The sequence below is a fragment of the Peribacillus sp. Bi96 genome (assembly GCF_918698115.1).
Classification (GTDB): domain Bacteria; phylum Bacillota; class Bacilli; order Bacillales; family DSM-1321; genus Peribacillus.
On sequence record NZ_CAKKLV010000004.1, the window covers coordinates 228078 to 245580 of the forward strand.

Annotated in this window: 16 protein-coding genes; 10 read left to right on the plus strand and 6 right to left on the minus strand. The window is 40.0% G+C overall.

Features of this window, described 5'->3' with window-relative positions; translation table 11 throughout:
- Positions 1–25 precede the first annotated feature (25 nt).
- Positions 26–895, minus strand: coding sequence for a LysR family transcriptional regulator (locus LQ203_RS07750; protein WP_230157003.1), 870 nt, complete (start codon positions 893–895; stop codon positions 26–28).
- 161 nt (positions 896–1056) lie between these two features.
- On the opposite strand from LQ203_RS07750, the gene hpaB reads away from it, so the two are divergent.
- Entirely contained in the window at positions 1057–2541 is a 1485-nt protein-coding gene (gene hpaB / locus LQ203_RS07755) for a 4-hydroxyphenylacetate 3-monooxygenase, oxygenase component (RefSeq protein ID WP_230157004.1), read from the plus strand.
- Positions 2542–2618: 77 nt separating this feature from the next.
- Here the strand turns inward: hpaB and LQ203_RS07760 are convergent, their stop codons facing one another.
- Genes LQ203_RS07760 through LQ203_RS07770 form a run of 3 tightly spaced genes read right to left on the minus strand, consistent with a single transcriptional unit; the run spans position 2619 to position 4592 of the window.
- Entirely contained in the window at positions 2619–3002 is a 384-nt protein-coding gene (locus LQ203_RS07760; RefSeq protein ID WP_230157005.1) for a 5-carboxymethyl-2-hydroxymuconate Delta-isomerase, read from the minus strand.
- Between the two features lie 4 nt (positions 3003–3006).
- The gene (locus LQ203_RS07765) at positions 3007–3807 is read right to left on the minus strand and encodes a fumarylacetoacetate hydrolase family protein (RefSeq protein ID WP_230157006.1); all 801 of its coding nucleotides are present in this window, start codon (positions 3805–3807) and stop codon (positions 3007–3009) included.
- The gene (locus LQ203_RS07770) at positions 3804–4592 is read right to left on the minus strand and encodes a fumarylacetoacetate hydrolase family protein (RefSeq protein ID WP_230157007.1); all 789 of its coding nucleotides are present in this window, start codon (positions 4590–4592) and stop codon (positions 3804–3806) included. Before LQ203_RS07770 ends, LQ203_RS07765 begins: the two co-directional genes overlap by 4 nt.
- 202 nt (positions 4593–4794) lie before the next feature.
- Between LQ203_RS07770 and LQ203_RS07775 the strand changes: the two genes are divergently transcribed.
- The 6 genes from LQ203_RS07775 to LQ203_RS07800 all read left to right on the plus strand — a co-directional run bounded on the left by LQ203_RS07775 (position 4795) and on the right by LQ203_RS07800 (position 11957).
- Positions 4795–6312, plus strand: coding sequence for a 4-hydroxyphenylacetate 3-hydroxylase family protein (locus LQ203_RS07775; protein ID WP_230157008.1), 1518 nt, complete (start codon positions 4795–4797; stop codon positions 6310–6312).
- Between the two features lie 174 nt (positions 6313–6486).
- On the plus strand, positions 6487–8355 hold the full coding sequence (locus LQ203_RS07780) for a XylR N-terminal domain-containing protein (RefSeq protein ID WP_230157009.1): 1869 nt from the start codon (positions 6487–6489) through the stop codon (positions 8353–8355).
- Positions 8356–8637: 282 nt separating this feature from the next.
- Entirely contained in the window at positions 8638–9930 is a 1293-nt protein-coding gene (asnS, locus tag LQ203_RS07785) for an asparagine--tRNA ligase (RefSeq protein WP_230157010.1), read from the plus strand.
- Between the two features lie 116 nt (positions 9931–10046).
- Positions 10047–10742 (plus strand): DnaD domain-containing protein, encoded by a 696-nt coding sequence (locus tag LQ203_RS07790; RefSeq protein ID WP_230157011.1) that lies wholly within the window; start codon positions 10047–10049, stop codon positions 10740–10742.
- Positions 10743–10764: 22 nt separating this feature from the next.
- Complete coding sequence (gene nth, locus LQ203_RS07795) at positions 10765–11421, plus strand: endonuclease III (protein WP_230157012.1); 657 nt, start codon at positions 10765–10767, stop codon at positions 11419–11421.
- The gene (locus LQ203_RS07800; RefSeq protein ID WP_230157013.1) at positions 11418–11957 is read left to right on the plus strand and encodes a YpoC family protein; all 540 of its coding nucleotides are present in this window, start codon (positions 11418–11420) and stop codon (positions 11955–11957) included. The genes nth and LQ203_RS07800 overlap by 4 nt, the downstream gene beginning before the upstream one ends.
- Positions 11958–11982: 25 nt before the next feature.
- Here the strand turns inward: LQ203_RS07800 and LQ203_RS07805 are convergent, their stop codons facing one another.
- Complete coding sequence (locus LQ203_RS07805) at positions 11983–14691, minus strand: penicillin-binding protein 1A (protein ID WP_230157014.1); 2709 nt, start codon at positions 14689–14691, stop codon at positions 11983–11985.
- A gap of 27 nt (positions 14692–14718) precedes the next feature.
- Complete coding sequence (recU, locus tag LQ203_RS07810; RefSeq protein WP_230157015.1) at positions 14719–15330, minus strand: Holliday junction resolvase RecU; 612 nt, start codon at positions 15328–15330, stop codon at positions 14719–14721.
- Positions 15331–15475: 145 nt separating this feature from the next.
- Here recU and LQ203_RS07815 point away from each other — a divergent pair, with 145 nt between their 5' ends.
- The 3 genes from LQ203_RS07815 (at position 15476) to LQ203_RS07825 (ending at position 17493) form a co-directional block, all read left to right on the plus strand.
- A complete protein-coding gene (locus LQ203_RS07815; protein WP_230157016.1) occupies positions 15476–16423 on the plus strand; it encodes a DUF2515 family protein in 948 nt (315 codons plus the stop codon).
- A 359-nt stretch (positions 16424–16782) separates the two neighbouring features.
- Complete coding sequence (locus LQ203_RS07820; protein WP_230157017.1) at positions 16783–17055, plus strand: hypothetical protein; 273 nt, start codon at positions 16783–16785, stop codon at positions 17053–17055.
- 69 nt (positions 17056–17124) lie between these two features.
- On the plus strand, positions 17125–17493 hold the full coding sequence (locus tag LQ203_RS07825) for a YppE family protein (protein WP_230157018.1): 369 nt from the start codon (positions 17125–17127) through the stop codon (positions 17491–17493).
- Positions 17494–17503 lie beyond the last annotated feature (10 nt).

Below are 17503 nucleotides of genomic sequence, written 5' to 3' on the forward strand. Positions count from 1 at the left end.
AGAAGATTCGGGGAAACTGGGTAACTCATTCAGAAAAGGTTTCTAAAAATTTGACGGCACCTTTGGAAAGATAACGTTCTTCGAGCCAGATAAGTGCGGCTTCCGATTGTACTTCACAATCTATGAATTCGACTATTTTTATACCTTGGGTTGAAAACGATTTGGATGTGGTACGTGGCATGATGGTAGCACCTATTCCTTCTTTCACTAATGATAGAATCATCGCTGCATCAGGACATTCACAAACAATGGTGGGTTCAAATCCATGTCTGAAGCATTCATCCACTATCAGTTCATAGGTACCTTGACCACTTACCCTATGCAGCAATAATAGGGGGAATTCCTTAATATGTTTAAATTCAATGGTGTCTGGAATATCCCATTCTTTTGGGATGACAAGTACAAAGTCTTCCGGTGGAAGGTGAATCGATGAGAACTGCTTACCGTTAATTGGAAGTCGTACGATAGCTAACTCGATTTCCCGGTTTAGTAAACCTTCCGTCATACGAAATGTATCCCCTTCCATTAACTTGAAACTTATTTCAGGGTATTTTTCTCTAAACGTTCTCATCCTTTGCGGAATGTAAGAAAAGCAAGTTTTTACTGACCCGATGGATAGAGTGCCCTTTAGCCCTTTACTGACTTCCTTCACTTCCAATAGTGTTTCTTCAAACTGGTTTAATAGAGCTTCAGCTTTTTTATAAAGGACCTTGCCAGTTTCAGTGAGTTCAAGTTTCTTTCCGTTCCGATCGAAAAGTTTTTCACCGATTTCCATTTCCATTAATTTTAGTTGCTGGCTAAGAGGTGGTTGAGCCATATGTAATTTTTTTGCAGCTTTAGTTACTTGCTCTTCCTGAACAATCGTCACAAAATACTTTAGTTGCCGGATGTCCATTTTATACACCTCATACATATGATTTTCATATACATATTCAATTTTTTAAGTATTTTATATATATCTTAACACATGGTATATTTTGTTAAAGTAATTAATTGAATTTTTTGAATTTATTTGTAAGCGCTTCATTCATATGGAAACTAAAGGAGGATACAATCATGCCGGTAAAAACAGGTGAAGAATATATTAATAGGGTAGACAAAGCAAAGGCGAATGTATGGATCAATGGAGAGCAAGTACAAGATAAGATCAGTGAACATCCAGCTTTTAAAGGAGTCATGAAAACTCAGGCTGAATTATATGACCTTCAGCATGATTCCACGAAAGAAGACATCATGACTTATACCTCACCTACTTCCAAAGAAAGAGTAGGAACCTCATTCATGCAGCCTCGGACAAAGGAAGACCTCGCAAAAAGAAGAAAAATGATTCAAGAATGGGCAAGACATAATAATGGAATGATGGGAAGGTCCCCTGATTATATCAACAGTGGGATGATGGCGTACGGTTCAGCTGCGGATATGTTCGGAACCCAGGATTCGGCATTTGCAAAAAATATGAAAGATTATTATGAGCTCTGCCGGGAAAAGGATTTGTCATTGACACATACCCTGATTCAACCGCAGGTTAATAGGGGAGTTAGTGCAGCCGAGCTTCCGGACCCTTACATCGCAGCACGGATAGCAGGCAAGAATTCAGAAGGGCTTATTATAAAGGGAGCCAGATTATTGGCTACACAAGGCGGGATTACGGACGAAATCATGGTTTTTCCTTCCACACTGCTTAAGCAATCCGAAGAAGAAAACCCTTATGCATTCGCCTTCTCCATACCTAATAATACCCCTGGATTAAAATTCATCTGTCGTGAATCATTCGACTATGGTAAATCACATTTTGATCACCCACTCGGTTCACGATTTGAGGAAATGGATACAATTATCGTTTTTGATGATGTAGTCGTTCCTTGGAATCGCGTGTTTGCATACGGGGATGTCGGCATTTGTAACCAAGCGTATAATGAGAGCAATGCGGTTGTTCATATGACCCATCAGGTGGTATCGAAGAATATCGTCAAAACTGAGTTCATTCTGGGGATTCTGCAACTAATGGTAGAAACAATCAATATTGGGCAATACCAGCATGTTCAGGAGAAAATTTCGGAAGTCATTATAGCGCTTGAAACGGTAAAAGCTTTCATTACAGCTTCGGAGGCAAATGCAAAAGTGGATAAATGGGGCATAATGACACCTGATTTCACACCGTTAAACATTGCCCGTAATTATTATCCGAAGATTTACCCTAGGTTCAGTGAAATCATGCAGCTACTTGGAGCCAGTGGATTAATGGCGATACCAAATGAAGCGGATTTCAATTCAGAGCTTCGACCGGATTTAGATAAATATCTTCAAGCAGCCAATGGAGGAGCGTATGAAAGGGTTGAATTGTATCGTCTTGCATGGGATGTATGCATGAGTTCATTTGGAACAAGGCAAACGTTGTATGAACGGTTCTTTTTTGGGGATCCGATACGTATGGCAAGCGCTTTATATAACGGCTATGATAAACAGGAATATGTGGATCGTGTCAAGGAGTTCTTAAACCGTTCAGAACATCTTGCTGAAATCGACCGAGCACGGCTGTAGTTTCATATCATTTCATATTTAAAGGCCTTCCTGTTGATCGGGAAGGCCCTTAAATATGAAACCGGAAGTTCAGGTGTTCATTTATATCTGTTATGGATATTGTTCTTTTTATATGTGCCAAAATCACTGAATTCGGAAAGCTCCATGGAAAGGGCTAGATATCTCTTAGAAAAGAGGGCTGCCAAATGGGATTCCATCGTTTCGAAAAGTTTATCACATACTTTGGTTTTATCACTTTCATGGCGTCCAGCGCCAATTTTAAGTATGGCATGAACAAACGCATCATCCTCAGAACCATCGGCGACCCGATAATGCTTCAATTCTATGGCCCGGGAGCGAATGCCGCCAATTGGAAAGATGGAAGGATAGGAGATCAGGACATCATTCATCTTCTTTAACAACTCGTCAATCTGGATTTCATCTTTAATATTGTCCGTATATTCTATAATAATATGAGGCATGTGATTAATTCCTTCCATTGAGATGGATTTTTAGGTGCGACGATTCCTGGCCTGAGGTAAAAAGATCATCACCGACAATTGTGCTAATGAGTTTTCCGATCCCTTCAATTTCAGTGGTGATTTCATCGCCTACAGCGGTATCCGCCAATCCTTCAGGTGTGCCGGTCAATATGATATCTCCAGGACTCAATGTCATGAAGCTGCTGAAATATTCTATTAAATCAGCAATGCTGAAAATCATGTCTTTCGTGTTGCCTTCCTGAGTCAATTTTCCGTTGACGTAAGTCCTGATGGCAAGATTCGAAGGATTTGGAATATCTTCAGCGTCCACTAGCCATGGGCCAATGGGGGTGCATGTATCGCGATTTTTGACCTTTAAGTTCGGTCTGTAGTAATTCTCGAGATAATCCCTAATTGCAAAATCATTTGCAATTGTATAGCCACTTACATACTTAAGTGCTTCTTCTTTTTTTATGTTTTTCGCCCTTTTACCGATGACGACAGCCAATTCACATTCATAATGCATATAAGCTGCATCAGCAGGCCGTCTTGTCTGTCCCCGGTGGCCGATAAAGGTATTGGGACCTTTTAAGAACGCGAGGGGTTCTTCCGGCGCTTTAAAAGCAAGCTCCTTTGCATGATCTGCATAATTCAAGCCGAGCGCGAACACAGTACGGGGCTCCACTGGGGGAAGCCAAACAACATCTTGCTCGTCGACAATCCGGCCATCCGTTAATCGGAGCTGTCCATTATATTCACTTGCAAGATGTATGGCACCCGCATAGGCTACTCGAGCTCTCTTCATAAAATCCCCTCCAATGATAGTTTTTCTTCGGGTATTATTGAATTTTCCAAATAACCGATTTCGTCTATTTCAATTCTAATTTGATCATTGGCTTTTGCGAGGGGGGCATTCTCTGGAACACCAACTAAAAGAACGTCACCTGAATTCAATGTCATGAAGTCTGTTACATCCTCAATAAGGCGGGAAATGGAACGAATTAGATTTGAAGTTGAATTTTCTTGCTTTAGCTCTCCATTTATATATACCCGGATTCCTAAAGAATCGGGATTGGATATCGATTCTTTGGATACGACCCAGGGCCCGACCGGGCAAAATCCATCACGGGCTTTATGTCGAATGGCAGGTCGGTAAACGCTTTTATGCGGGATGCTGATATCATTGGCGATCGTAAAGCCTTCTATATAATCCAATGCATGTTCTTTCTTGACCCTTGTCGCTGTTTTACTGATTACAATACCAAGTGCCGCCCCGATTTCCAATTCAAGTATGCCTTTTGGAAGGGGAACCGGATTTAAAAAAGAAGAAAATGTGTTTCTAGGTTTAATATAAAGAATCGGCCCTTTAGGAGGCTCATTATAAGGAGGGTGGTGAAATTCATCCTTCAAGGCCTCCAATGTTCCTTTATAGTTTAATAATGTTCCATATACGGTTCCTGAAATAGGGATATCCAACTTTATTTGTGAAACCTCATATTTTTTTCCATTCATTAAAATATAGCGGTTTGATAATATTTCTATCTCTTCAGAATAATCTGATTTTTGTAGCTTCACTCTTGCTTTTGTCATGGACACTCACCCCTTGAATTTTATTAATCATATATGATATCGTATATGATTTTTTGTATAAGTTCAACATTTTTAGATTATTCAGTATAATTAGACAAAAATTGTTAGAAAAAAGATTGGATTCAACAGAAATATGCTTTGAACATTTAGTTAGTATGGAACTAGCAATTCAATTGAAAAATTGTGAATGGGGGATGTTCCGATGATGAATGGAAAAGAGTATTTAGAAAGTTTACGAGATGGAAGAACAGTATTCTTAAACGGTGATAAGGTCGATGATGTGACAACACACCCAGCATATCGCAATTCTGCCAGGTCAATTGCCCAACTATACGATGCTCTCCATGATCCAGTCACTGCACCGATTTTAACGGCAAAGACAGAAGAAGGCCATAGAACCCATAAGTTCTTCATGGCCTCAAAAAATGCAGAAGAACTTCTTGAAGCTAGAGATGCCATAGCACAATGGTCAAAACTAAGTTATGGATTCATGGGTCGTACCCCCGATTATAAAGCTGCTTTCACAGGGTCACTGGGACCATTTGCCGACTTTTATAAAGGATTTGAAGAAAATGCGAAAAGATGGTATGAAAAATCCACAAGGGATGTGCCATTCTGTAACCATACAATTATAAATCCGGCAATGGACAGGAATAAACCACTCCATGAAAACAAAGAAATTTTTGTACGTACAGTGGAAGAACGGGATGATGGAATAATCGTAAGCGGCGCCAAAATGGTTGGGACTTCTGCCGCGCTTACGAATTATAATTTCGTCGCTAATTATTCTCCTGTTGATCTTGGGGAAGGAGATAGAAGCCATGCATTGATTTTCTTTGTACCGATGAATGCGCCTGGATTGAAAATGATCAGCAGGCAGTCGTTTGAAGAAACCGCTGCAAAGACAGGCACTCCTTTTGATTACCCGCTTTCAAGTCGATTCGACGAAAATGATGCGGTCATCGTGCTTGATCATGTATTCATCCCATGGGAAGATGTATTTGCTTATAATAATGTGGACATTGCCAATGGATTTAGGGCCAAGACTGGATGGATGAACAGATATACTTTTCATGGGTGCACTCGGTATGCGGTTAAATTGGATTTTATGGCTGGACTTCTGATGAAGGCAACGGAAATGGCAGGAACGAATCAATTTAGGGGAGTTCAAGCCAATATTGGGGAAGTGCTCGCGTACAGGAATATGTTTTGGGCAATATCGACTGCGATGGCTACAGATCCGATGGAGGGGCCTAATGGCACTGTTCTGCCCAACAGCACATACGCTACTGCTTATAGGGTGTTCGCACCAATGGTCTGGCCAAAAGTGAAACAAATATTTGAACAGGTGGTAGCAGGCAATCTCATTCAACTCCCATCAAGCTCCAAGGACTTTCTAAACCCTGAGGTGCGACCGTATCTCGATAAATATTATAAGGGTTCAGGTGGGGTTTCAGCAGTAGAAAGGGTTAAACTGATGAAACTGATATGGGATTCCATCGGAACGGAATTTGGCGGCAGGAATGAGTTATATGAAATCAATTATGCGGGAAACCATGAAAATATCAGGCTTGAAACGATGAAAATGGCAGATTTAAATGGTCAATCGGATACATTCAAATCTTTTGTAGATCTGGCAATGAGCGATTATGACCTTCATGGCTGGACAAATGATAAGTGGATTAATGCCGAAACTGGTTTAAGTGCTAATTTGAACTAAATCGATAAAAAATTTCATACGAATGAATGCAGCCCATGATAACGGGAAATGTGGTTCGTAGTAGCATCCCTCCGGTTTTTCCATGACGAAAAAATGAATGCGTTTACATTTCTCTTGATAGCTAAGGTATGGAAAAAGTATAATATTATGTAAAAGGAAAGCCGGAGGGGTATCATGACGAATCTTTTGAATCTCAAGAATGATGAAGGTGAAATTCATTTAAATGATGAAAGGATGATCCTAACTTCCTCTTCGATTTTCGGCACCCTAAGAAAGGATTTGATCGAGACTATTGGATTTGAAAGAATGAAATCTTTTTTAATCCGTTATGGCTGGAATATCGGGGTCAAAGATGCAAAAAAGGCACTTAAAGGGGATTTGTCAAGTGTTAAGGAAATATTGAAACAAGGCCCCATTTTACATATGTTACAGGGCTATACAAAAGTTAAGACTACGAAATTGGAATTATCGATGGTGAATCAAGTGGATGTAGACTCCGTGAAGGTTGAAGGGGTGTGGGTGAACTCCTATGAGGCCGAGGAACACATTACCCAGACTGGCATCGCAAAAAGGCCAGTCTGTTATACATTGACGGGATATGCAAGTGGATTTTATTCTACGGTCTGCGGTCATGAAGTGATTTTTAAAGAAAGTGCCTGCAAGGGAGCAGGGCAAGCAGAGTGTAGATACGAAGGTAAATCCATACATTTATGGGGCAGGGAAATACAAGATGAGGTTAACTATTATAAAACGAAACCGATTGTTCAGGAACTAGCCTTAACGTATGAAATGCTGCTGGAAGAACGTAATAGCTTGTCTAAGGTGATGGATATTCATAATCTGTTGACAGAAGAGCTAATTAGCGGAAGAAACCTTCAATCTATAATGAGGATGGTTTATCAAAAAACTAAAATGCCTTTATTGATGGAGAATTTCCATAGCAATCAGGTTTATCATGCTGGATTTGACAACGGTAAGGCAACGGAGGTTAGAAATCAGCTAAAACTCAAATGGGAAAATGGTCCAGACACATTGGAGACCGGGAGTATCGTAACAGATGGCATTAAACTGCTTTATGCTCCCATTACGTTACAAAATCAAATTTACGGCTATTGTGCTTTTGCACTATCGAATCGTATTGAAGGTAAAACGAACCTGGAAATCAATCAAATGATTCTTGAAAGGGTGTCCATGGCCTGTTCCTTATTCCTCTTAAATGAAAAAAACAGTTTTGAAGCTCTTGAAAGGGTAAAGGGCCTATTTCTGGAACAAATATTAAATGGTGAATTTGCTTCTAGAGAAGAAATAATCAATAAAAGCATGTATCTAGACACTTCATTGGATCACCCTTTTACCATTGTTTTGTTAAGCTATCAAAATCCCTCCACTCAAAAGGTCGAGAATGATTATTTCATTCAGCAGAAAATCATCGAGGAGATTTATAGTTTTTTTAAAAAGCGGAATCAAGTCGTCTTAACGGCCTTAAGGGATGGCAATATCGTATTGCTTATACCTCTGCGGCCTGAAAATGAATCACAATCTTTAACTTACCTCAACCAGGAATGCATAAATCATTTATATGCCGTTTTTGGCGGATATCACTTTAAAATGGGAATCAGCACGATAAGTAATGAGTTGGAACGGGCTGATGAGGTTCTCCAAGAAGCTTTAACCGCTCTTAGAATGAACGAAGGGCATCGGAATATAATCAAATTTGAAGAGGTCGATCTACTTTCCATTTTAATGCATACTGGAAGTACTCCAGCCGTCCTTCAAAAAGCGGAGAAAATGATGGGTCCATTATTGTTGAAAGAAGATCCAAAAATGAATGAGCTATTGAAAACTCTCTATGTATTTCTGCAATGCGGCGGTAATCTCGAAAGTAGTATGAAAGCATTGAACATTTCAATGAGTGGTTTACGCTATCGGATCAAAAGACTCGAAGAACTTCTTGCCTGCCAGATAAGAAATCCTAAAAGTGCTTTTCAATTATATGCATCATTAGAAACCCTGTTAAATGCGAAAATGATAACCATTAGTTGATAGTGGGGCAATCAACTGTTTTAAAGCTACAATGTCAAATTTATATACATATAACGTTATGCATCTTACAGCATGGGCGGTCCCATATAAGCAAATTCGTTAGTAAATATGTAATCTATCATGCAATGCGGCGAATAAGCTTATTTAAATCAAAAAAAAGAGAAAGATAAAAGGCATGCAGACTTCCACTTCAAGTGATTTATTTGCTTGTAGGGAGGGCTATGGGTATAATAAGTAGAGTAAATTCGATAGTAAGTTAAGCTATTTTTGGAGGGAAATTCCGTGAAAATTACAATAAAAGATGCTAGCAAATTCGTCGGTCAAGAAGTTACCATTGGAGGCTGGCTTGCAAGCAAACGTTCCAGTGGGAAAATTGCTTTCCTTCAAATCCGTGATGGCTCTGGTTTCATTCAAGGAGTGGTCGTGAAAGCCGAGGTTGGTGAAGAAATTTTCGCTCGTGCGAAATCGGTTTCGCAAGAGACGTCCTTGTATATTACAGGTGTCATACAAAAGGATGAACGCTCTCCGTTCGGTTTTGAATTACAAGTGAAAGATATTGAAATCATTCATGAATCATCGGATTATCCCATTACACCTAAAGCACATGGTCCTGAATTCTTAATGGATAACCGTCACCTGTGGCTGCGTTCAAAACGTCAGCATGCTGTCATGAAAATCCGGAATGAAATCATCCGTGCTACATATGAATTCTTTAATGAAGAAGGGTTCGTTAAAGTCGATCCGCCAATTTTAACTGGAAGCGCTCCAGAGGGAACAAGTGAATTGTTCGCGACTAAATACTTTGATGAGGATGCATACCTATCACAAAGTGGTCAGCTCTATATGGAAGCGGCAGCCATGGCACTAGGGAAGGTATTTTCTTTTGGTCCTACTTTCCGGGCAGAAAAATCCAAAACAAGACGACATTTAATCGAGTTCTGGATGATTGAACCAGAAATGGCCTTCATCGAATTTAAAGAGAATCTCGAGGTTCAGGAACAATTCGTTACCTCCATAATTCAATCTGTATTGAAAAACTGTCAGCTTGAGTTGAATACACTAGGCCGTGACACAACAAAGCTTGAACAAATTAAAGCTCCTTTCCCACGGATTACATATGATGAAGCCATAAAGTTCCTTCATGAACAGGGTTTTGAAGATATCCAATGGGGTGATGATTTTGGAGCGCCGCACGAAACTGCAATAGCTGAAAGTTTTGATAAACCAGTTTTCATCACTCATTATCCAACCAATATCAAACCTTTCTATATGCAGCCAGACCCTGAGAGGGGAGAAGTCGTTCTTTGTGCCGATTTGATCGCTCCAGAAGGGTATGGGGAAATAATTGGCGGTTCAGAGCGGATTCATGATCAGGAATTGCTTGAACAAAGAATCAATGAGCATGGCTTGAGCGAAGAAGCTTACAAATGGTATATGGAATTAAGAAAATACGGTTCTGTACCGCATTCAGGCTTCGGTTTGGGGTTGGAACGTACGGTGGCTTGGATCAGCGGAGTTGAACATGTACGTGAAACCATTCCATTCCCACGTCTATTAAATCGATTATATCCTTGATCTCGTAATGAAACGGTTATCTTGTCATATTTGGCAGATAACCGTTTTTTGTTAAAATTATAAGCTTATTCGGAGAGCCATATTCATGTTATACTTAATTAGAGGTGTCCAAAAACATGAATAAAGAACATTTATATGCGTGGTTTAAGGAAGGAACGATAACGATTCCATCCTTTTTGTTGACTAACTATAAGACAATGGGACTAAACGAACAAGAAATGGTCCTATTATTACAATTGCAAAGCTTTATCGATAAAGGCAATCATTTTCCTGCACCATCCCAACTTTCTGACCGAATGACATTACAGGAAACGGAATGTCTATTCTTAATCCAGCGTTTGATTCAAAGGGGATTTGTGGAAATGGTGGTTGAAGGGAACCAAGAAATCGGTCAGGAAAAATATTCCCTTGATCCCCTATATGAAAAAATGATGGACTGTTTCTTGAAAACGTTGAAACAGGCAGAATCAGCTGAGGTGCAAAAAGCTGGGGAGAGCCTTTATACGATTTTTGAGAAGGAGTTCGGCCGCCCCTTATCTCCATTTGAATGTGAGACATTGGCAATGTGGATGGAGGATGATCACCAACCTGAAATCATTAAGTCAGCTCTTAGGGAGTCAGTCATTTCCGGAAAATTGAACTTCCGTTACATTGATCGTATTTTATTCGAGTGGAAAAAGAATGGAATAAAAACCTTGGAACAGGCAAGGGCGCAAGGACAAAAATTTAGAGTCCATCAAAAAAGGGACAGAAAGACAGAAACTGCACAACCATTGAAAGATGTGCCCTTTTATAATTGGCTTGAGCAGTAATGTAAATTGAAGGAGAACAAATATGTTGAATAAAGCTCAAATTCGATATTGTCTGGATACAATAGGTGAAATGTATCCGGATGCCCATTGTGAGCTGAATCACTCCAATCCATTTGAATTGGTGATTGCTGTTGCACTGTCAGCTCAATGTACGGATGTACTAGTCAATAAAGTCACTAAGGATTTGTTTCAAAAATATAAAACGCCTGAGGATTACATAAGCGTACCGATAGAAGAGTTGGAAAATGACATTCGCTCAATCGGTTTGTTTCGTAATAAGGCCAAAAATATTCAAAAGTTGTCACGAATGCTGATCGAAGAATACGGTAAGGTGGTTCCCAGGGATCGTGATGAGCTCGTTAATTTGCCTGGTGTTGGCAGAAAGACGGCGAATGTAGTCGTATCCGTTGCGTATGGTGTGCCTGCTATAGCTGTTGATACTCACGTAGAGCGTGTTTCCAAGCGTCTGGGTATATGCCGTTGGAAGGATAGTGTCCTAGAAGTTGAGAAAACGTTAATGACTAAAATCCCAAAGGATGAATGGTCAGTTTCGCATCACCGTCTCATATTCTTTGGACGCTATCATTGCAAGGCCCAGTCACCGAAATGTGAAACCTGCCCGCTTCTCGAATTATGCCGTGAGGGGCAAAAAAGAATGAAAAGGAAAGAGGCAAAGTGACGCAGTTCATATCCTTGAAAGTGCCTGCAGAATTAGAGCATCTTTTGTTTTTCCCTGAAAAGGAAACCATCTTGGAGAATGAGCACTATAAAAGATGGAGTGGATCAATCCCATTCGAGTCATTTCCATATGAGTTACTTTATTATAATAATGTAGAGTCGTATGCCCCTTGGACAAAGGGAGCGGAACATGTAAAGGAACTACTGGACAAGTGGAAGGAAATTGATTCTGAATGCAGCTCGTTATTTTCTGAACGAAAAGTGAATCAGACTTCGGGACTTATGAAACAGGGCATCAGTTTATTTTTAACTGCAGTCTTCTGGATGCATGGAAGGCCAGTGATATTGAGCTCTTTGCAGCGACAAATTGAATCCTTGAAAGATATTCCGGTAAACCTGGCTGAAAGGCTTTCTTTCATAATTGCAAGACCTGCTTTTTTCCATTCCTATAGACAGCTTAGTGAGTTGTTCCAGGAGTTTGAAAAACAATATGCGAAGTACTTGATCAAAAATAAGAACAGCAAAAAAAACGTCTAAGCTAAAAGCTTAGACGTTTTTTTAGTCAATCTTTGTTTTCTTTATCCTTGTCTTTATCTTTTTCTGGATCAGGGGCAGGGTTAGGGTCAGGGTCAGGAGTTTCACCTGGTTTTTCTTCCTCTACCGTTCCAGGGTCAGTGACGGCACCCCCGTCTTCAGCATTCTCATCGCCCTTATTGCCTTTTCCATCGTCAGGGTTGTTTCCATTTCCATTGTTATCAGTGTTTCCATTCCCATTGTTGCCATTGTTATTTTTGTCTTCATCTTTATTGCCTTTTTCGCCTTCAGCAGGAGTCTCTTCGGCCGGATCATCGCCTTCTGCCGGATCTTCAATATTGTCGTCTGTAGCCTCAGGGTCTTCCACTTGAGCAGGGATTTCCACAGATGTACTAGCCGGATCACTTTGTTGGCCATCCACTAAGGCAACCACAGAGAAGGTATATTTACTTCCAGGGTTTGGATTTGGGATCGTTAAACTAGTATCCTTCGATTTTTTTAACACACTCTGACCGCCGCCATCAACGGACATCAGAACTTCGAATTTTGTATCTCCATCACCTTTAGGATATGACCATGATAGATTGATTTCATTACTTTCTTGATTGTAAGAAGCGTTAATGCTAGGTTTGTCGATTTTCTCATATTCTGTAGTCACTTGTGTTGGCTCGTGACCCTTTACATAATATTCATAAGTGATTTTACTGCTTGGTGTGTATTCATTGGCTTTAACAGCCGGATTCGAACCTTTTATGACTCCAACCTTTACAACACTGTCCGGTTGATCAAAGTCTTTCGTTGCTTTTGACTGAGCCATATGTTCCATCAAACTCTTAAAGATCGATTTAGGAATCCGTTGAGATGAATCGCCAAGATACTCCATCTTTTTACCTGCTGCATTATCATAACCAGCCCATATCGCGACTGTATAATTGGTTGTATAACCTGCCATCCAGCTATCTTTTACACCGGAAGATGGGATGTTGTTTGCTGCACGCTGTTCTGGCGTGAAATTGGTTGAACCAGTTTTACCGGCTATAGGCAGACTAGGTATGTTCGCTAATCTTCCTGTTCCATAACTTTCATTCAAGACGCTTTTCAACATGTCGGTCACGATGAAAGCTGTGGAATCTTTCATGACTGGTTTCGATTCCGTCTTGTTTTTGATGGTTGTTTTGTCACGTAAAACAATCTTTTTAACACTATGCGGTTCATTATAGATACCATTGTTTCCGAATGCACTGTAAGCACCGGCAAGTTCTAGTGTAGAAACATCCTTACCGCCGCCCAATGCAGCTGATTCGGTGATTTCCTTTTCAAAAGGAATGCCAAGGTCAACGGCAAAATCACGCGCCCTGTCCAGACCTACCTCTTGAAGCGTTTTTAAAGCTGGAATATTCAATGACCGTGCTAGTGCTTCACGAATGGTAACTGTGCCATAATGGCGCCCTGAAGCATTTTTAAGCGGTGTTCCATTACTATACCTATATTCCTCGTCTTTAATCTGTTGGTAAGTGGACCAATTTAAATATTCTACAGCAGGACCATAATCCAAAATTGGCTTAATGGTCGAACCAGGTGAACGCTTGGCATCCGTGGCATAATTCCAGCCGCGTTTAACCGTAGTGTTCCTGCCGCCGCCGACAGCTTTAATTTCACCAGATTGCGTGTCAAGTAAGGTGACTCCAGCTTGAAGATCTTCACTTGGGTAATTGATGATTTCATCACTGTTCAACATTTTATAGACATATTCTTGGGCATCCTTATCAATAGTCGTTTGGATTTCCAAACCATCGGTAAAGACGTTATAGTCCCCCATATCTCCGACTTCTTCAATTACCAAATCGATGAATGCATCATAAGCAGTCGTATCGATTTGGCTCTTATCGATTTCTTGAAGTCCTTCTGTTATATCGATGCTTTGTGCATCTTTCATTTCCTTTTCGGTGATATATCCATGTTTATTCATTAAATGTAGGACAATGTCACGGCGTTCTTTTGCACGTTCAGGATATTTATAAGGGTCATAACGGCTTGGGCTTTGCGGTAATCCTACAAGCATGGCCGCTTCGTTTAATTTCAATTCGTTTAGATCTTTTCCATAATATGTCCGGGAAGCAGTTAAGACCCCGTTAGCACGGTTTGCGAAGAAAATCTTATTCACATACATTTCGAAAATTTCTTCTTTTGTATATTTTCTTTCTAGCTGTATGGAAAGCCACATTTCCTGCACTTTCCTTTTAATGGTCTTATCAGGTGTTAGATAAGAACGTTTGATAACCTGCTGGGTCAATGTACTTGCACCCTCTGAGCCGAATCCGTTTTTGACGTTGGCTATGACGGCACTGCCCAGACGTAATAAGTCCACCCCGTGATGTTCATAAAAACGGGAATCTTCCGTTGCCAGGAATGCCTCTTCGACAAGATCAGGTATGTCTTCATAATTCACATAATCCCGGTTTTCTGTGCCGACTTCAGCTAGCAATTTACCATTTTCATCGAGTATTTTGGATGTGACGGGATCTTTCAAAAGCTTTTCATCAAGTTTTGGAGCGTCGCTTATAAAGTAAGCCATTGCAGCTCCTCCGGCAACCAAGCCAATTATTCCGATTGTTACGAGTATAAGGAAAATGCGCTTAAGCATATTGGCCGGCTTCTTAGGACCTTTCTTCGGTCCTTTATTTTGTGTCTGCCCCTGCTTTCGGCGCTCTTCTCTAGTATTATATTTTTCAGCCATTACAGCTAACCTGCCTTTCTAAAAAAACTAAAAATTTTCTGAGATGAGCGAATCTACTACTTTAATATAGTCAATTCTCGGTTGAAAGCCAAGAGTAATCTTTCGTGAACTGCTTTCAACCTCTTGAAGAGTTATAGATTTGCGCCCGCCGTCTTTCATTCTCTTCCAATAATAATTCAGTTGTTCAGAACTCATCAAATATATATCATCCATGACGGAAAAGCGGATGATGACAAATGCAAGTCCGTCATGCTGAACGATCTGTTTCATATGTTCAATTTGATGGTCATGAAAATTCTTCAGAGGGAAGGAACTGCTGTTTTTCGTTTCCTTTGCCTCAAAATCAATGTACTTTCCTTTATAAACACCGTTGTAATCAGTGGTCGATGCTTGTTTGAAGTAGGCTTCTTTAATGACTGCGGCACTTCTCTTCGGGTAGTGGACATCGACAATTTGAATAGGTGTCGGTTTTTTATGAATGACGGCAATGCCGTGTGCTAAATAATATTGATTGGTTTCGTTCAAATCGTCTTCCAATGTTTTTCCCCGATTGCTATAACTGACTTTTTTTAGTGGGCCTTCCTTTTCTTCCATAGCCTGCGGTACAAATCTTCGCCCGTTGGGATAATGAAATGCCACTTTTACCCCTCCTTTTTTTCACTTATCTATATTAGCAAAAAAAGAATCCCATATGTGAATAAAAAGAATTGTTTCTTAGAACGATAGGATTTATGTACAACTATATGTCACAATTCATCGCTAAAGAAAGGCGGATGACCCATATATGCGAATGTTCCAAACAGAAAAGCAATTGCTTCTTTCGATAAAAGCCCAAACGGCGAAAGGGAATAGGGATAATATATCAAGAACTAAGGCATATGAACAATTTTTCAAGACGCATCCTGAAATACAATGGTCTTTTTTGGCAGGAATGGTTTCAAGGAATGCAGGTTGGAATATGTGTGACCTTGAAGGTATTTGGTTCTCCCAGTTGCTTAGCCTTAAATACAGGCATCACTTATTCCTAACATATGAAGAAGCCAATTGGAGAATATTCCAAGATGCTTATCCGCAATTACTTCTCTATCATTATTCGACGAAGTATAGACGTCCTTTGTTTCACTTAGGTCATTATTTTTTTATTACTAAATTCATGATGGAGGAATGGAATTCTTTTTGGAAACACGGAAATCGCGAAAAACTAGTCACTGCGCTTATAATAAATGAACAAAATATCATTGAAAAACCGGTCATTAAAAAGCAATCTTTCGTTTTCCATTCTTTATTATTTTTCCTGCAGGACTGGATGCACTTTAGCACTGTATTTTTTCCTACCTGCAATGGAAGACTGTATGGTTCGTCCGTTTCTCATTTTAGAAACATCGATGAAAGGATTAAATTGGGGAAAAGATTGGCTGGTCTTTTATTTTCTAAAGAGTTGTTTCCGCTCTTTTATGAATTTTCCTGCCGGACTGAGCCAACTGGAGCCAGATATGATTATGAACAATATCGAAAAAAGCCTAGGTACCATGAAACCCCTATGCTCCGGAGAGTTTATCCATTGATTCATCATCAAGCAGGAGATACGGTACAATGGGATGAGAATAAAAGGATAAAAAATGATTGGTTTATTGAACCCCGATGGGAAGAAGACCCGCAAATGACTGATTGGTTTGACCATAAACAAAAACAATTGCACAAAGTCGTACTGATCAAAAATTTACTTTTTTGAAAAGAAAAACAAGGAAGGCCTCGTTTAAGCCTTCCCTGTTAATGATGCACGTATTTAAGTTTTACGTTGAGGGGCGGTTTTCTCCATCAAGTTTTGGGTTCCCCGTTCCTGCCTTCTTAGTGGGCGGCTTTTGTCGTTTTTCGTATCCTTGCTCTTTGCTTTCATTCGACTGCATAAAATCACCTCCTGTCTGTATTTTTGTTTAAAACTCCATTCTTCATTCTGCCATTGTTGTCGAAGGGCATAATAAATTAAGTGAATTGCACTTTCTTTGCCGATTCCCTTCTAGTTTTGTCAGCCTTGAAGGGCTTTCCGATAAAAAAAAGAATAGTACAGGTAAAGAATGGGGAGGGATCAGCATGGTCAATAAAAGTGTCGCAACAGAGGAAATATTGAGGATGATAGCTGAGATCAGTACCAGCCTGGATCGTTTGGAAATTTCATATGGTGAAACTGTTAATACAGTTCGGTGCAAGCTATGGGCAGAGCAATATACATTAGTGAATGATGCCCAGGAAGCCATTGAGAAAGCCGAGGAATATTGGGTGAATACTGAAGGTGAAAACCATTCCTTCTCATTCGTTCCGGAGAAATCAATTAGAACGCACAATGTTTTGACTGCTCAGGTATAAGCCGACTGGATATCCTTTTATAAAAAACTGGATTATAATAAGGGAAACAAATGTACGGAGGAATATATTTTGCAAAAAGAAAAACTACAGCTATTAACGGAACAATTAATACAATATACATCCCAAGCGGATGAAATCTATGAAGGTGTACGCGAGGAAGGAAAAGAAAAGGATTTCTTCTCAGAAGTTAAGCCGTTTGCAGATAAGGTCAGGTCCGTATGCATCGAATGGGAAATTGGAATGAAGGAGTGGATGAAAGTAACGGAGTTTAAGCATCTTTTCCCCGAGCAAATCGAACAAACCGCTCATAACCTTTCTGATGTAGCCGTTCAGGCATTTTTTCCAAAAACCAGTTACAAGCGATTTAAAAGTCATGTCCAATCGGTTGAATATATCCTTAATAATGTAAAAGCGGAAATCGATCGGATTTTATCATAAAAAACACCTA